The sequence below is a fragment of the Methylobacterium organophilum genome (assembly GCF_022179465.1).
Classification (GTDB): domain Bacteria; phylum Pseudomonadota; class Alphaproteobacteria; order Rhizobiales; family Beijerinckiaceae; genus Methylobacterium; species Methylobacterium organophilum.
Window position 1 is genome coordinate 415867 of record NZ_BPQV01000001.1, and the last position, 14676, is coordinate 430542.

Sequence of the window (14676 nt, forward strand, 5' to 3'; positions counted from 1 at the left end):
GTGTGAGGAATCGCGATGCCCCTGGAGGACCGCCCCGAGACGCACCGGATCGCCGATGAGGGTGCCGGCGGGTCCACCGTCCCCGATTCGCCCGACGCGCTGGAGAAGGCGCTGCTCGACCTCATCGCCCAGTCGCGCGGCCAGGCGGCGGAGGATCCGTTCCGCAACCCGGTCCTGGCGGTGACGCTCGCCATCACCCGGCGCCTCGACCGGGGCGAGATCGGGGAAGAGGATCTCGATGCCCTGTTCGTGAGCCTGCGCCGCCACGCCCTCACGGAGCGGGCCGCCCGCCTGCGCGGCTATGTCGGGCTCGACGGGGACACCGCGGAGACGATCGCCGACCTCGCCGAGCGCCTCGTCGCGGCGATCCCGAAGCGCTCGGGCGATTTCGAGACGTTCCGCGACCTCGTCGGGCGCACGGCCTTCGCCGTGGTCTTCACCGCGCATCCCACCTTCGGCATGCCCAAGGCCGTGGCCGAGCTGATCGCCGCGGCGGCCTCGGAGCGGGACGAGGCGGCCCGTGTGCCCCTGATCGAGAAGGCGGCCCAGCGCTCGACCCGGCCCGATGCCCGCATCAGCCTGGACGACGAGTTCGCGCAGGCCTGCCTCGCCGCCAATAACGGCCGCCTCGCCCTGGACGCCTTCAACGGCGCCCTGATCGATGCGGCCCAGAGGCGCTGGCCCGACCGCTGGACCGAGCTGGTGCCCCGGCCCTTCGCCATCGCGAGCTGGGTCGGCTGCGACACCGACGGGCGCACCGATATCGGCTGGTGGGACACCCTGCGCTACCGCCTGATCTCCAAGCGCATGCAGCTGGAGCGCCTGCAGCGCGACCTGCCCGACGTGCCCGCGACCCGGGTGGTGCGCGAGCTGGCCGCGGGGGCGCTGGCCGCGGTCAACCGCCAGCTCGCCGGGGCGCCCCTGCTCGGCACCAAGCCGTCGCTGGAGAACGTCCACCGCTTCGCCCTCGCCCTCATCATCGAGCGCGAGCGCGCCCAGCTCGATGCCGGCCCGATCCTCGCCGGGCTCGCGGCCGCCCTCGGCGCCGCCGAGACCGATGCCGACCGGCGCGCCATCGCGGTGCTGCGCTCGGGCGTGGCCGCCCACGGCCTCTCCAACGCCCTGCCGCATTTCCGGCTGAACGCCAGCCAGATCCACAACGCCGTGCGCCGGGTGATCGACCTCGAGGGCGAGCCGACGGATGCCGCCCAGCGCCGCACCCATCTCTCGGCGATCCACACGCTGCTCAACGACGTGAAGCCCGTGGCGGTGGATTTCGGGGCGCTCGCCGCCGAGCGCGCCTCCGCGGCGCGCCTGATGATGACGATCGCGCAGATCCTCAAGCACGTCGACGGCTCGCACCCGGTCCGCTTCCTGATCGCGGAGACGGAGACCGGCTACACCCTGCTCGCCGCCCTCTGGCTCGCCCGCCACTACGGCATCGCCGACAAGCTCGAGATCACCCCCCTGTTCGAGACGGCGAGCGCCCTGGAGCAGGGCATCCGCGTGCTCGACGATGCCCTGCGCAACCCGCATTGGCGCACGCATCTGAAGCGCCTCGGCCGGCTCTCCGTGCAGTTCGGCTACTCGGATTCCGGGCGCTATGTCGGCCAGCTCGCCGCCACCTTCTGGATCGAGCGCCTGCGCCTGCGCATCACCGAGATGATGGCGCAGAACGACCTGAAGGATGTCGAGCTCGTCATCTTCGACACCCACGGCGAGTCGATCGGCCGGGGCGCCCACCCGACCTCCCTGCGCGACCGCCTCGCCTATCTCGCCCCGGAGGATGCGCGCCGCCGCAACCGGGCGGCGGGGCTGCGGACGCGGCTCGAATCGAGCTTCCAGGGCTCGGACGGCTACCTGATGTTCGGCACCCCCGCGCTGGCCGCGGCCTCCGTCTCGCGCATCGCCGAGCACGTCTTCGCCGACGACCTGCGCGAGGACGACGCCTTCTCCGACTACGTCCTGACGGAGGCGGGCACGAAGGCGGGCAGCGACGAGGATCCGATCTACGCCGAGCCCGACTTCGCCGCCGAGTTCTTCCGCTCCGCCCGGCAGGACATGGAGGCCCTGGTCGAGGATCCGGGCTACGCGGCCCTGCTCGGCACCTTCGGCCCGAGCCTGATCGACCGGACCGGCTCGCGCCCCGTCGCCCGCCAGTCCGATTCCGGCGGGCCGGCCATGATCACCCATCCCCGCCAGATGCGGGCGATCCCCAACAACGCCATCCTGCAGCAGTTGGGCTTCCTCGCGAATTCCCTGCACGGCATGGGCCGGGCCGCGCATCGCGCCCCGGAGACCTTCCGGCACATGCGCGAGGAATCCGTGCGCTTCTCCCGGGCCTTCCGGCTGGTGCAGCACGCCGCGAGCGTCGGCGATCTCGACGTGCTGCGCGCCTATATCGACACGCTCGATCCCGCCGTGTGGCTGGAGCGGGCGCGCCGGACGCAGCGCGAGGGACGGCGCGAGGAACTGCTCACCGTGGCGGGCGCCCTCGACCGGCTGAACCTCGCTCCGGATCTGCGCCGCCTGTTCGGGCGGCTGACCCGCGACTGGCTCTACCTGCAGGCGGCCGCGCCCGACCTCGCAACCATGTCGCCGCGCCTGACCCTGCTCCACGCGATCCGCCTCGCCCTGATCCACCGGATCTGGTTCCTGGCGGTGCATATCCCGAGCTTCCGGCCCCAGGCCGGCATCACCCGCGAGATGCTGCTGGAGCGCTTCCTGCGGCTCGACATCGACGGCTGCCTGCAGCTTCTCGGCGAGATCTACCCGATCACCCCGGACCCGACCCTGGGCCTGAATTTCGGCGAGCCCCCCGGCCCGCGGGATGTCGGCACCTACGAAGCCGAGCATGCCACCCTGTTCCAGCCGATCCGGGGGATGTTCGAGCGGGTGCGGGAGCTCTCCGGCATCATCCAGCACGAGGTCGGCGCCTTCGGCTGAGGCGCGCGGAGCGGGCGCGGCAGGTGTGGTAAGGCGCCTCGACGCTCCGCCCGCCTGCCCCGGGATTCGACGCCGCGATGAAGCCCCTTCCCCTCCGTCCCGCCCGGGCTCTGGTGCACGCGCCCGCCCGGCTGCGGGCGCTGGTGCGGGGCAACGAGGTCGGGCTCGTCCTGCTCGCCGCCGTGACCGGCTGCCTCGCCGGGCTCGCCGTCGCCGGCATGAGTGCGGCGACGCAGGGCCTGCGCGAAATCCTCTACCGCCTGCCCGACGGCACCCGGCTCAGCGCAGTGAGCGAATTGCCGCTCTGGCTCCATGGCGGGCCCGCCCTCGGCGGGCTGATCCTCGGGCTCCTGGTGATCCTCGCCGGGCGGGTCCGCCGGGGCCGGCGCCGGGCGGTGGTGGATCCGATCGAGGCCAACGCCCTGCATGGCGGACGGATGTCGCTGCGCGATTCCGCCTATGTCGCCCTGCAGAACGTCCTCTCCAACGGGTGCGGCGCCTCGGTGGGGCTGGAGGCCGGCTACACCCAGATCGCCGGCGGGATCGCCTCGCGGCTCGGCATCGCCTTCGAATTGCGGCGCTCGGACCTGCGGACGCTGGTCGGCTGCGGCTCGGCCGCGGCGATCGCGGCGGCCTTCGGCTCGCCGCTCACCGGCGCCTTCTACGCCTTCGAGCTGATCATCGGCACCTACACCATCGCGACCCTGACGCCGGTCGTGGTCGCGGCCCTGTGCGGCAGCCTCGTCGCCCGGGCGCTGGTGACGCAGGCCGCCTTCGTGGACGTGAGCGGGCTCGCCGCCACCGCGACCGGGCGCATCACCGCCGCCGACACCCTGCCCTGCCTGGTGCTCGGCCTCGTCTGCGCCCTGCTCGGGATCCTCCTCATGCGCGGGGTCGCCCTGGTGGAGCGCGCCTTCGAGGCCACCCGCCTGCCCGGGGTGCTGCGGCCGATGCTCGGGGGCGCCTGCGTCGGGGCGCTCGCCTTCGCCACGACGCCGCAGGTGCTTTCCGGCGGGCACGGCGCCCTGCATCTCCACCTGGAACACGCCGCCGCGCTCTCGGGCGCCGGGGCCCTCGCCGGGCTGCTCGTCGCCAAGGCGGCGGCCTCGGCGATCTCGATCGGCTCCGGCTTCCGCGGCGGGCTGTTCTTCGCCTCGCTGTTCCTGGGGGCGCTCGCCGGCAAGCTCTTCGCGGTTCTCGCCCCGCTGGCATGGCCGGGCTTCGAAGCCTTCGCGTTGACGCCCGTCGCCTATGCCGTTGTCGGCATGAGCGCGCTCGCCGTCGCCATCATCGGCGGCCCGCTCACCATGACCTTCCTCGCCCTCGAAATGACCGGAAGCTTTCCCGTGGCCGGCCTTGTGCTTGCCGCCGTGATCGCATCCTCGCTGACCGTGCGGAAGACCTTCGGGTATTCTTTCGCCACCTGGCGGTTCCACTTGCGCGGCGAGAGCATCCGCTCGGCCCACGATGTCGGCTGGATCCGCAACCTCAGCGTCGGGCGCCTGATGCGCAAGGACATCCGGCCCGTCCCCCTCGATACCCCCCTCTCCGTCTTCCTGCGGGAGCATCCCCTCGGCTCGCCCTCCCGCGTCGTGGTGGTGGACGGAAAGGGGCGCTATGCCGGCATCGTCCTGGTCCCGGAGGCGCATGCCCTCGTCGGCAGCGGGGAGGAGGCGCCGGCCCTGAGCGACGTGGTGCGCTACGCCGACACCTTCCTCGAGCCGCAGATGAACGCCAAGCAGGCGGCAGCCGCCTTCGACCACGCCGAGAGCGAGGCGCTGGCCGTGGTCGAGAGCCGGGACAGCCGCAAGGTCATCGGCCTGCTGACGGAGAGCCACACCCTGAAACGCTACAGCGAGGAACTCGACCGCCAGCGCCGGGCGATGGTCGGGGAGACGGTATAGACATGGGTGGTTGACGCCGGGCTCGGTCCGCGTCACGCGGTGCCGCAAAAATGAGCGGCCCAAGGGAGGTTTCATGTCCGGATCGAACCGCAATTACCGCATCGCGGTGATCCCCGGCGACGGCATCGGCAAGGAGGTCGTGCCCGAGGGCGTGCGGGTGCTGGAACAGGCGGCCAAGCGCCACGGCTTCACCCTGAGCCAGGACTGGTTCGATTTCGCCTCCTGCGACTATTACGAGCGGCACGGGCGGATGATGCCCGAGGACTGGAAGGCGCGGATCGGCGGCCATGACGCCATCTTCTTCGGCGCCGTCGGCATGCCGGACCGCGTGCCCGACCACATCTCGCTCTGGGGCTCCCTGATCCAGTTCCGGCGGGAATTCGACCAGTACGTGAACCTGCGCCCCGTGCGCCTGATGCCGGGCGTGCCCTGCCCGCTGGCGGGCCGCAAACCCGGCGACATCGATTTCTGGGTCGTCCGGGAGAACACGGAGGGCGAGTACTCGAATGCCGGCGGCCGGATGTTCGCCGGCACCGAGCGGGAATTCGCCGTGCAGGAGAGCGTCTTCACCCGTCACGGCGTCGACCGGGTGCTGCGCTTCGCCTTCGATCTCGCCCGCTCGCGGTCGAAGAAGCACCTGACCTCGGCCACGAAGTCAAACGGCATCTCGATCACCATGCCGTACTGGGACGAGCGGGTGCGCGAGATCTCGGAAGCCTATCCGGACGTGCAGTGGGACCAGTACCACATCGACATCCTGACCGCGCATTTCGTGCTCAACCCGGACCGGTTCGACGTGGTGGTGGCCTCGAACCTCTTCGGCGACATCCTGTCCGATCTCGGCCCCGCCTGCGCCGGCACGATCGGCATCGCGCCCTCGGGCAACATCAATCCGGAGCGGAAGCACCCCTCCGTGTTCGAGCCGGTGCACGGCTCGGCCCCGGACATCGCGGGCGCCGGGATCGCCAATCCGATCGGGCAGATCTGGTCGGGGGCGATGATGCTGGAGCATCTGGGCGAGCGTGACGCCGCGGCCGAGATCGTCGCCGGCATCGAGCGGGTGCTGGCCGAGGGGACCCTGCGCACCCGGGACCTCGGCGGCAGCGCGGATACCGAAGCCTGCGGAAAGGCGGTCGCGGAAGCACTGGGCTGAGGCCGAAGACGGGAGGGATCCGCGATGGCGTCGACACCGCCGCCCCTCGGAGGCGTGCTCGAGACCGCCCTCTACGTGGACGACATGGAGCGCGCCCGCGCCTTCTACGAGGACGTGCTCGGGTTGAGGCCCATGGTCGCCGACCATCGGCTCGTGGCCTATCCCGTGGGCACGGCCTGCGTGCTCCTGCTGTTCCGGCGCGGCAGCACGCTCGGTCCGGTGACCCTGCCCGGCGGCGTGCTGCCGCCCCATGACGGGTCTGGACCGCTCCATTTCGCGCTCCGCATCGCCCGCGCCGACCTCGACGCCTGGATCGCGCATCTGACAGCGAGCGGCGTACCGATCGAGAGCCGGATCGATTGGCCGAAGGGCGGTGCGTCCCTCTATCTCCGCGATCCCGACGGGCACCTTGCCGAGCTCGCCACGCCGGGCCTCTGGGCGAATTACTGACGCTGGAGGCCCGTGCCGCGGCGCGGGCCGAAGCCAAGCTCCCAGTATAGCCGGGACAAATATCAATACAGGATAAGACCCCCCCAACAAAACACAATCCCTGGATGCAATCTGGAACGCTTTTCTCCGCCTGATCGTTGCGAGCCCGGTTTCGGCGCCCATCACGGCGTTCGACGCAATCGCAGCAGGGAGAAACGAACCATGACGAAGCTCCTTCGGGGTACAGCCACGGCGGCCATTCTGGTGCTCGGCGTCGCCACCGCCCTGGCACAGGGTGGCGGTGCGGGGGGTGCGGGCGGCGGGGCCGGTGGTGCCGCTGGCGGTGGGGCCGGCGTGGGCGCCGGTGGCGGAGCCGGTGGGGGCGCAGGCGGTGCGGGCGGTGGCGCCCGCGGTGGCGGCGGCGAGATGGGCGGCGGGGCGGCGGGAGGCGCCGCGGGTGGCGCGGCCGGCGGCGGAGCGGCCGGTCCTCGGGGCGGTGCCGGCGAGGCCGGCCAGCGCGGCGGCGCGGCCGGGCGCGAGGAGGGTGCGGCCGGCCAGCCGGGGGAACGCGGCGGCCGCGAGGGCGCCGACAAGGCAGGCCAGGGCGAGCGCGGACAGCCGAACCGGACCGAGCCGGGTCAGCGCAACGGGCGCGATGCGGCGGGCGAGCGCGGTGGCCGGGAGGGCGCCGGGGAACGCGGCGGCAAGGCCGATGGCAAGACCGAGGGTCGGGGCGAGCGGGGCGCGGCCGGCGAGCGCAGCGGCGGAGCCCGGTCCACGGAGGCGCGCGGCGCTTCCCGGAGTCTGAACACGACGCAGCGCACGGAATTCCGCCAGTCGATCACCCGCACCAACGTGCAGCGGCTCAGCAACGTGAACTTCTCGGTGAATGTCGGCACGGCCATCCCGCGCTCCGTCCACCTGCATCCGCTCCCGCCGGCGATCCTGACCCTGGTGCCGGCCTATCGCGGCTTCCAGTTCATCCTGGTCGGGGACGACATCGTCATCATCGATCCCGATACCTACGAGATCGTGGACGTGATCCCGGCCTGATCGGCAGGGCTTGCGTCACGGCGGCCGCGGAGCGATCCGCGGCCGTTTCGCGTTCAGCGCCCGCGGTCGAGCAGGCCCGAGACGACGCGGGCGGTGTAGTCCACCATCGGCACAATCCGGGCATAGTTGAGCCGGGTCGGTCCGATCACCCCGACGACGCCCACGATCTTCTGGTCGCCGTCCCGGAAAGGCGCGGCGATCAGCGAGGAGCCGGAGAGCGAGAACAGCTTGTTCTCCGAGCCGATGAAGATGCGCACGCCGTCCCCCTCCTCGGCGCGGGAGAGGAGCTCGATCACGTCCTTCTGCGTCTCGAGATCGTTGAACAGCAGGCGGATGCGTTCGAGATCCTCGACCGCCCGCAGATCTTCCAAGAGGTTGGCCTGGCCGCGTACGATGAGCTGGCGCGCCTCGGAGGGTCCCACCGTGGTGGCGAGCCCGGCATCGACCAGGCGCTCGGTGATCGCGTCGAGCTCGCGCTTCATTGCCTGGCGGCCCGCCTCGATCTCCGCCCGCAACAGGTCGAGGCTACGCCCGTTCAGGCGGGCGTTGAGGTAGTTCGAGGCCTCCTGCAGCGCGCTGGCCGGCAAGCCCGGCGGCAGGTCGAGCAGGCGGTTCTCGACCGAGCCGTCGACCGAGACCAGCACCACCAGGGCCCGGTGAGGATCGAGCCGCACGAACTCGATATGCCGGAGGCCCGCATTCGCCTTCGTGGTCAGCACCACGCCGGCCCCGCGGGAGATCCCCGAGAGCAGGCTGGAGGCCTCGGTCAGGGCGCTGTCGAAGGTGTGGCGCGAGGCTGCCGCCCGCATCTGCGCCTCGATGCGCCCCTTCTCCTCCTGGCCGACATCGCCGAGTTCCATGATCGCGTCGACGAAGAAGCGCAGGCCGTGCTCCGTGGGCAGCCGGCCGGCGGAGGTGTGGGGCGCGAAGATGAGCCCGGACTGCTCCAGATCCGACATCACGTTGCGGATCGAGGCGGGCGACAGCCCCATCGGCAGGATGCGCGCGAGGTTGCGCGAGCCCACCGGCTCACCCGTGGTGAGGTAGCTCTCGACGATCTGGCGAAAGATCTCCCGCGCCCGGTCGTTCATCTGCGCGAGCGCGTGGCTCTGGAGCGGGGGGAAAGGGGAGGAGAAGGAATCGGACAAGGTGGGAAACGGACAGGCTCTTCAGGGCGGCGGCCGATTGTGTCCGCTCACCGCCCCGCGATCAATCCGGACGCTGCGCCGCTACGGCAGCGGGGATGATCCGCGTCGCTCGCGCGTCTCACAGAGGTGAGGAACGCCCGGACAGATCCCGCCCGGCCCGATCCCGAAGACCGGTCATCGACAGGAGGAAGACCCACCGTGACAGCGACCTTCAGGAAGCTCGCCCCCCGGCTCGTGGCGATCGCGATCGGCCTCGGCGGCATCGGGCTCGCCGCCGCGCCGCGGCCGGCGGCGGCCGCCCCGATCGCCGTGCCCGCCGACGCGCTGGCGCAGGAAGGCCCCGCCATCGAGATCCAGCACCGGCGCTGGCACCGGCATCATCGCCGTCACCGTCATCTCTGGCACCGCCATCCCCGGCATCATTGGCACCGCCATCGCCATCATCGCCACTGGCAGCGTCCGGTCCACCGCAAGCACTGGCGCTGACGCGACCGCTCCGCCCGACCGGGAGCCGCCATCCGCGAAGGATGGCGGCTCTTTCCGTTTCCGAAGGCCGGGTTGCCGCCCGGGGCGGCAGCGCCTATGAGCCCGGGCTTCGGATTTTGGGACGGAGAACTTCAGGATGCGGCCTTCCAAGCGCGCGCCCGACGAGCTGCGCAAGGTCAGCCTGGAGCGGGCGGTGGCCCGCTACGCGGAGGGGTCGTGCCTCGTCACCTTCGGCGAGACCAAGGTGCTCTGCACCGCCTCCCTGGAGGAGCGCGGGCCGCCATGGCTGCGCGGCTCCGGCAAGGGCTGGGTGACGGCCGAGTACTCGATGCTGCCCCGCGCCACCCACGAGCGCACCCGCCGCGAGGTGAATTCCGGCAAGCCCTCCGGCCGCACCCAGGAGATTCAGCGCCTGATCGGCCGTTCGCTCCGCGCCGTCACCAATCTGCCGGCGCTCGGCGAGCGCCAGATCACGGTCGATTGCGACGTGATCCAGGCCGATGGCGGCACCCGCACCGCCGCGATCACCGGCGCCTGGGTGGCCCTGCACGATTGCTTCTCCTGGATGCGCACGCGTTCGATCATCTCGGTCGATCCCCTGCGCGACCATGTCGCCGCCGTGTCCTGCGGCATCTACAAGGGCAACCCGGTCCTCGATCTCGAATACGCCGAGGATTCCGCGGCCGAGACCGACGCCAATTTCGTGATGACCGGCAAGGGCGGCATCGTCGAGGTGCAGGGCACGGCCGAGATGGAGCCGTTCTCGGAGGAGCAGTTCCTGGAGCTGCTCCGCCTCGCCCGCGGCGGCATCGAGCAGCTCGTCGCCCTGCAGAAGCAGGCCCTCGCGTGAGCGGCCACCGCCTCCTGTCCGGCAAGGTCGTCATCGCGACCCACAATGCCGGCAAGCTCGTGGAGATGCGCGAATTGCTCGCGCCCTTCGGCGTCGAGGCGGTCTCGGCCGGCGAGCTCGGCCTGCCCGAGCCCGACGAGACCGGCACGATGTTCTCCGAGAACGCGGCGATCAAGGCCCTCGCCGCGGCGGAGGCCTCCGGTCTGCCGGCCTTCGCCGACGATTCCGGCCTCTGCGTCGATGCCCTCGACGGCGCGCCGGGCCTGTTCTCGGCCCGCTGGGCCGGCCCGTCCAAGGACTTTTCCGGCGCGATGGCCCGGATCGAGGCGGAGCTCGTCAAGCGCGGGGCCGAGAGCCGGCGGGCGCATTTCGTCTCCGCCCTCGTGCTCGCCTGGCCCGACGGCCACACCGAGTTGTTCGAGGGCCGGGTCTTCGGCGATCTCGTCCCGCCCCGCGGCAGCCTCGGCTTCGGCTACGACCCGATGTTCAAGCCGGACGGCCTCGACCGGACCTTCGGCGAGATCTCGTCCGAGGAGAAGCACGGGGTCGACTGGCAGAGCGGGGCCGCCCTCTCGCACCGGGCGCGCGCCTTCGTGGCGCTCGCCGCCGCCTGCCTGCGGCGGCCGGGCTGACGCCGGACGCCGGGCATGGTTCAGGAAGCTCCGGATCATCCTACCCGCGATGTCGGGTTCGGGGTCTACCTGCACTGGCCGTTCTGCGCCTCCAAATGCCCCTATTGCGACTTCAACAGCCATGTCCGGCACGCGCCCGTCGATGAGGCGCGCTTCCTCGCCGCCTTCCGGCGCGAGATCGCCCATGTCGCCGGCCTGACGCCGGGGCGGCGCGTCTCCAGCATCTTCCTCGGCGGGGGAACGCCCTCGCTGATGCGCCCGGAGACGGTCGCGGGGCTCCTCGAAGCCGTCTCCGAAGCCTGGGGGTTCGCGCCTGGGATCGAAGTCACGCTGGAGGCCAATCCGACCAGCGTCGAGGCGACCCGCTTCCGCGGCTACCGCTCCGCAGGCGTCAACCGGGTGTCGCTCGGCGTGCAGGCCCTGAACGACGCCGACCTGAAGGCCCTCGGGCGCCTTCACAGCGTCGCCGAGGCGATCGAGGCCGTCGAAACGGCCGCAGCACATTTCGAGCGCTTCTCCTTCGATCTCATCTATGCCCGGCCCGGCCAGACGCCGCAGGCCTGGGAGAAGGAACTGCGCGAGGCCATCGCCCGCGCCGCAGAGCATCTCTCCCTCTACCAGCTCACCATCGAGCCGGGCACGCCCTTCTTCGGCCTCGCCAAGGCCGGCAAGCTGGTGCCACCGGACGACGAGGTGGCGCGAGCCCTCTACGACGTCACGCAGGAGGTCTGCGAGGCGGCGGGCCTGCCGGCCTACGAGATTTCGAACCATGCCCGGACCGGCGCCCAGTCGCGCCACAACCTGCTCTACTGGCGCTACGGCGAATATGCCGGCATCGGTCCGGGCGCCCATGGACGCCTCGTCCTGCCGGGAGGCCGCACCGGCACGGTGACGGAGCGGGCGCCGGAAGCCTGGCTGGAGCGGGTCGAGCGCGAGGGCCACGGCATCCGCGAATGGGAGCCGCTTTCCCTGCCCGATCAGGCCGACGAGTTCCTGATGATGGGCCTGCGCCTCGCCGAGGGCATCGACCCCGCCCGCTACGCCGTGCTCAAGGGCAGTCCCCTCGACGAGGGCCGCCTTGCGGATCTTGCGGCGGAGGGGCTGATCGCCCGGCGCGAAGGCGGGCGGATCGCCGCCACGCCCCGGGGGGCACCGGTGTTGAACGCGCTCGTGGCAGCGCTCGCCGCCTGAGGCGCCTTATGGATCCGGCGACTCTCGGCCTCGTCCTCCTCGCCGCCTTCCTTCACGCCGCCTGGAACACGCTTCTGCGCGGCGGCGCCGACCGGCTCTGGTCGATGGCCGTGATGAACCTCGTCATGGGGCTGGCCGGGCTGGCCGGACTTCTTGCCTACGGCCTGCCGGCCCCCGCGAGTTGGCCCTGCGCCGTGGCCTCCGGCGCCCTCCACCTCGCCTACAACCTTCTCTTGGTCGCAACCTACCGCACCGGCGATCTCGGGCAGACCTATCCGATCGCCCGCGGATCCTCGCCCGCCATGGTGACGCTGGGCGCGGGCTTCGCCGCGGGGGAGCATCCCGGCCTGCTCGCCACCTGCGGTATCGTGCTCGTCAGCGGCGGCATCCTTTCTCTGGCTCGGGAGCGCGGCGGCCTCGGCCGTGCGACCCTCGTGCCGGCGCTGGCGACCGGCGTCGCCATCGGCGGCTACACCCTGGTCGACGGAATCGGCGTACGGCAGGGAGGCGACTGGCGCGCCTATGCCGCGGCGATGTTCGTGTTCCACCTCATCCTGCCATCCTGGCTCGCATTGCGGCGCGGAACGGCCGTGCTGCGCGTGCCTGCCCCCGAGATGATGAAGGCAGCCGGAGGCGGCGTGATCTCTTTCGCCGCCTACGCCGCCGTGGTCTGGGCGATGCAGCGCGGCGCCATGGGTGCCGTCTCGGCCCTGCGGGAGACCAGCGTCGTCTTCGCGGCCCTCCTCGGCCGCATCGTCCTCGGCGAACGCCTGACGCCCCACCGGATCGCGGCCTGCCTCGTCATCGCGCTCGGAGCAGCGGCAATCGGAAGCGCCTGAAGGCAAAGCCCGAATTCGGGAGAGCGCCCCGTCATCGCTCTGAGCGCGCTCATGCTTTTCAGAGCATGCCAGCCATGTAATCGCCTGATTGTCCCGCGGCGATCATTGCTGTAGCGGAGCGCCGGATAAATAATTTTTGCACGAATCGAAAAATAAAATGATGCCGGAAGAGAAAGTGCACGATCAGGGCGGGCGCATGCAGCATAATTCCCTGCCGATGAACCGGCGGCAGATCATCGGAGGCGCCCTGGCCGGGCTTGCAGCCTCGACCCTGCCGAGTGCTCCGCTCCTCGCTGCCGGCGAGACCACGAAGGTCGATGTCCTCCTGATCGGCGGCGGCATCATGAGCGCCACGCTGGGTGTGTGGCTGCGCGAGCTCGAGCCGGATTGGTCGCTCGCCATGATCGAGCGGCTGGACGGGGTGGCGCTCGAGAGCTCCAACGGCTGGAACAACGCCGGCACGGGCCATTCGGCGCTGGCCGAGCTGAACTACACGCCGGTGGATTCCAAGGGGAAGGTCCGGATCGAGCAGGCGATCAAGATCAACGAGGCCTTCCAGGTCACCCGTCAGTTCCTGGCCTGGCAGGTCCAGCGCGGGGTGCTGAAGAATCCCCACTCCTTCATCAATTCCACGCCCCATATGAGCTTCGTCTGGGGCGACGAGAACATCGCGTATCTGAAGAAGCGTCACGAGGCGCTGCTGGCGAGCCCGCTTTTCGCGAGCATGCAGTACTCGGAGGATCCCGAGCAGCTCAAGAAATGGGTCCCCTTGATGATGGAGGGGCGCGATCCCAAGCAGCGGATCGCCGCGACCTGGACGCCCGTAGGCACCGACTGTGAATGGGGCGAAGTCACGCGTCAGTACGTCAGCGCCCTGCAGAGCCAGCCGAAGTTCGACCTGCGTCTCTCGACCGAGGTCGAGACCATCGAGCGCAATTCCGATGGCACCTGGCGCGTGACCTCCAAGAACCTGAAGGATGGCAGCCGGAAATCGCTGGACGCCAAGTTCGTGTTCATCGGCGCGGGCGGCGGTGCTCTGCACCTGCTGCAGAAGTCGGGCATCCCGGAAGCCGACGACTATGCGGGCTTCCCCGTGGGCGGCTCGTTCCTCGTCACCGAAAACCAGGATGTGGCGCTGCGTCATCTCGCCAAGGCCTATGGCAAGGCCTCGGTCGGCTCGCCCCCGATGTCCGTGCCGCATCTCGACACCCGCGTGATCGGCGGCAAGCGGATGATCCTGTTCGGACCCTTCGCCACCTTCTCGACCAAGTTCCTGAAGGAGGGCTCCTATTTCGACCTGCTCTCCTCCACCACCACCAGCAACGTTTGGCCGATGATGCGCGTGGGCTGGGACGAGTACCCGCTGGTCGAGTATCTCGCCGGGCAGCTGATGCTCTCCGACGAGGATCGCTACCAGGCCCTGCGCGAGTACTTCCCCAACGCGAAAAAGGACGATTGGCGGCTGGTCCAGGCTGGACAGCGCGTCCAGATCATCAAGCGCGATCCGGAGAAGGGCGGGGTGCTCAAGCTCGGCACCGAGGTGGTGAGCGCCAAGGACGGCAGCATCGCCGCCCTGCTCGGGGCCTCGCCGGGGGCCTCGACCGCCGCGCCGATCATGCTGAACGTGCTGGAGAAGGTCTTCGCGCAGAAGGTGGCCAGCCCCGAGTGGCAGGCCAAGATCCGCCAGATCGTGCCGAGCTACGGCACGAAGCTGAACGACGATCCGCAGAAGGCCTACCAAGAGCTCGCCTACACGGCCGAGCACCTGCAGCTGACCCCGCCGCCCCCGCTCGCCGCCGCGCCGGCGCAGCCCGTGGCGAACGGCACCGCCACCAATACCGAGCCGGGCATCATCAAGCCGGTCCCCGACATGGCGCCCTGACACCGGGCCTCCCGCCGAAGCGATCACCCTTCGGCGGGAGACACCGAGCGATCAGGACCGAAGCCGCGCGCGGATGCGCGCCTCCGGGCAGAGGGGGGCTGGCATGCGGGTCAAGAGTCAGATCGAGGGCGGCCTTGTCTCGCGTTACAGCGGCCGAAGGAAT

The 14676-nt window shown here is 70.7% G+C and carries 12 protein-coding genes; 11 read left to right on the plus strand and 1 reads right to left on the minus strand.

Annotation, left to right across the window (positions count from 1 at the left end; genetic code table 11):
- The first annotated feature begins 15 nt into the window (after nt 1-15).
- The 5 genes from MFF21_RS01870 to MFF21_RS01890 all read left to right on the plus strand — a co-directional run bounded on the left by MFF21_RS01870 (nt 16) and on the right by MFF21_RS01890 (nt 7485).
- Nucleotides 16-2946: a phosphoenolpyruvate carboxylase gene (locus tag MFF21_RS01870; RefSeq protein WP_238309481.1), complete on the plus strand. Its 2931-nt coding sequence runs from the start codon at nt 16-18 to the stop codon at nt 2944-2946.
- A gap of 77 nt (nt 2947-3023) precedes the next feature.
- A complete protein-coding gene (locus MFF21_RS01875; RefSeq protein ID WP_238309482.1) occupies nt 3024-4850 on the plus strand; it encodes a chloride channel protein in 1827 nt (608 codons plus the stop codon).
- A gap of 73 nt (nt 4851-4923) precedes the next feature.
- A complete protein-coding gene (locus tag MFF21_RS01880; RefSeq protein WP_238309483.1) occupies nt 4924-6003 on the plus strand; it encodes a tartrate dehydrogenase in 1080 nt (359 codons plus the stop codon).
- A 24-nt stretch (nt 6004-6027) separates the two neighbouring features.
- The gene (locus tag MFF21_RS01885; protein ID WP_238309484.1) at nt 6028-6453 is read left to right on the plus strand and encodes a VOC family protein; all 426 of its coding nucleotides are present in this window, start codon (nt 6028-6030) and stop codon (nt 6451-6453) included.
- Between the two features lie 201 nt (nt 6454-6654).
- Nucleotides 6655-7485, plus strand: coding sequence for a DUF1236 domain-containing protein (locus MFF21_RS01890; RefSeq protein WP_238309485.1), 831 nt, complete (start codon nt 6655-6657; stop codon nt 7483-7485).
- A 53-nt stretch (nt 7486-7538) separates the two neighbouring features.
- Here MFF21_RS01890 and hrcA read toward each other — a convergent pair whose 3' ends face one another.
- Complete coding sequence (gene hrcA, locus MFF21_RS01895; RefSeq protein WP_238309645.1) at nt 7539-8576, minus strand: heat-inducible transcriptional repressor HrcA; 1038 nt, start codon at nt 8574-8576, stop codon at nt 7539-7541.
- A gap of 255 nt (nt 8577-8831) precedes the next feature.
- Here hrcA and MFF21_RS01900 point away from each other — a divergent pair, with 255 nt between their 5' ends.
- From MFF21_RS01900 to mqo, 6 genes are all read left to right on the plus strand, one after another.
- On the plus strand, nt 8832-9119 hold the full coding sequence (locus MFF21_RS01900; RefSeq protein WP_238309486.1) for a hypothetical protein: 288 nt from the start codon (nt 8832-8834) through the stop codon (nt 9117-9119).
- A gap of 136 nt (nt 9120-9255) precedes the next feature.
- Complete coding sequence (rph, locus tag MFF21_RS01905; RefSeq protein WP_238309487.1) at nt 9256-9969, plus strand: ribonuclease PH; 714 nt, start codon at nt 9256-9258, stop codon at nt 9967-9969.
- Complete coding sequence (gene rdgB / locus MFF21_RS01910; protein WP_238309488.1) at nt 9966-10601, plus strand: RdgB/HAM1 family non-canonical purine NTP pyrophosphatase; 636 nt, start codon at nt 9966-9968, stop codon at nt 10599-10601. Before rph ends, rdgB begins: the two co-directional genes overlap by 4 nt.
- Nucleotides 10602-10616: 15 nt before the next feature.
- Nucleotides 10617-11792 (plus strand): radical SAM family heme chaperone HemW, encoded by a 1176-nt coding sequence (hemW, locus tag MFF21_RS01915; RefSeq protein WP_238309489.1) that lies wholly within the window; start codon nt 10617-10619, stop codon nt 11790-11792.
- A gap of 8 nt (nt 11793-11800) precedes the next feature.
- Nucleotides 11801-12631, plus strand: coding sequence for an EamA family transporter (locus tag MFF21_RS01920; RefSeq protein ID WP_238309490.1), 831 nt, complete (start codon nt 11801-11803; stop codon nt 12629-12631).
- Nucleotides 12632-12827: 196 nt separating this feature from the next.
- The gene (mqo, locus tag MFF21_RS01925; RefSeq protein WP_373324882.1) at nt 12828-14513 is read left to right on the plus strand and encodes a malate dehydrogenase (quinone); all 1686 of its coding nucleotides are present in this window, start codon (nt 12828-12830) and stop codon (nt 14511-14513) included.
- Nucleotides 14514-14676 lie beyond the last annotated feature (163 nt).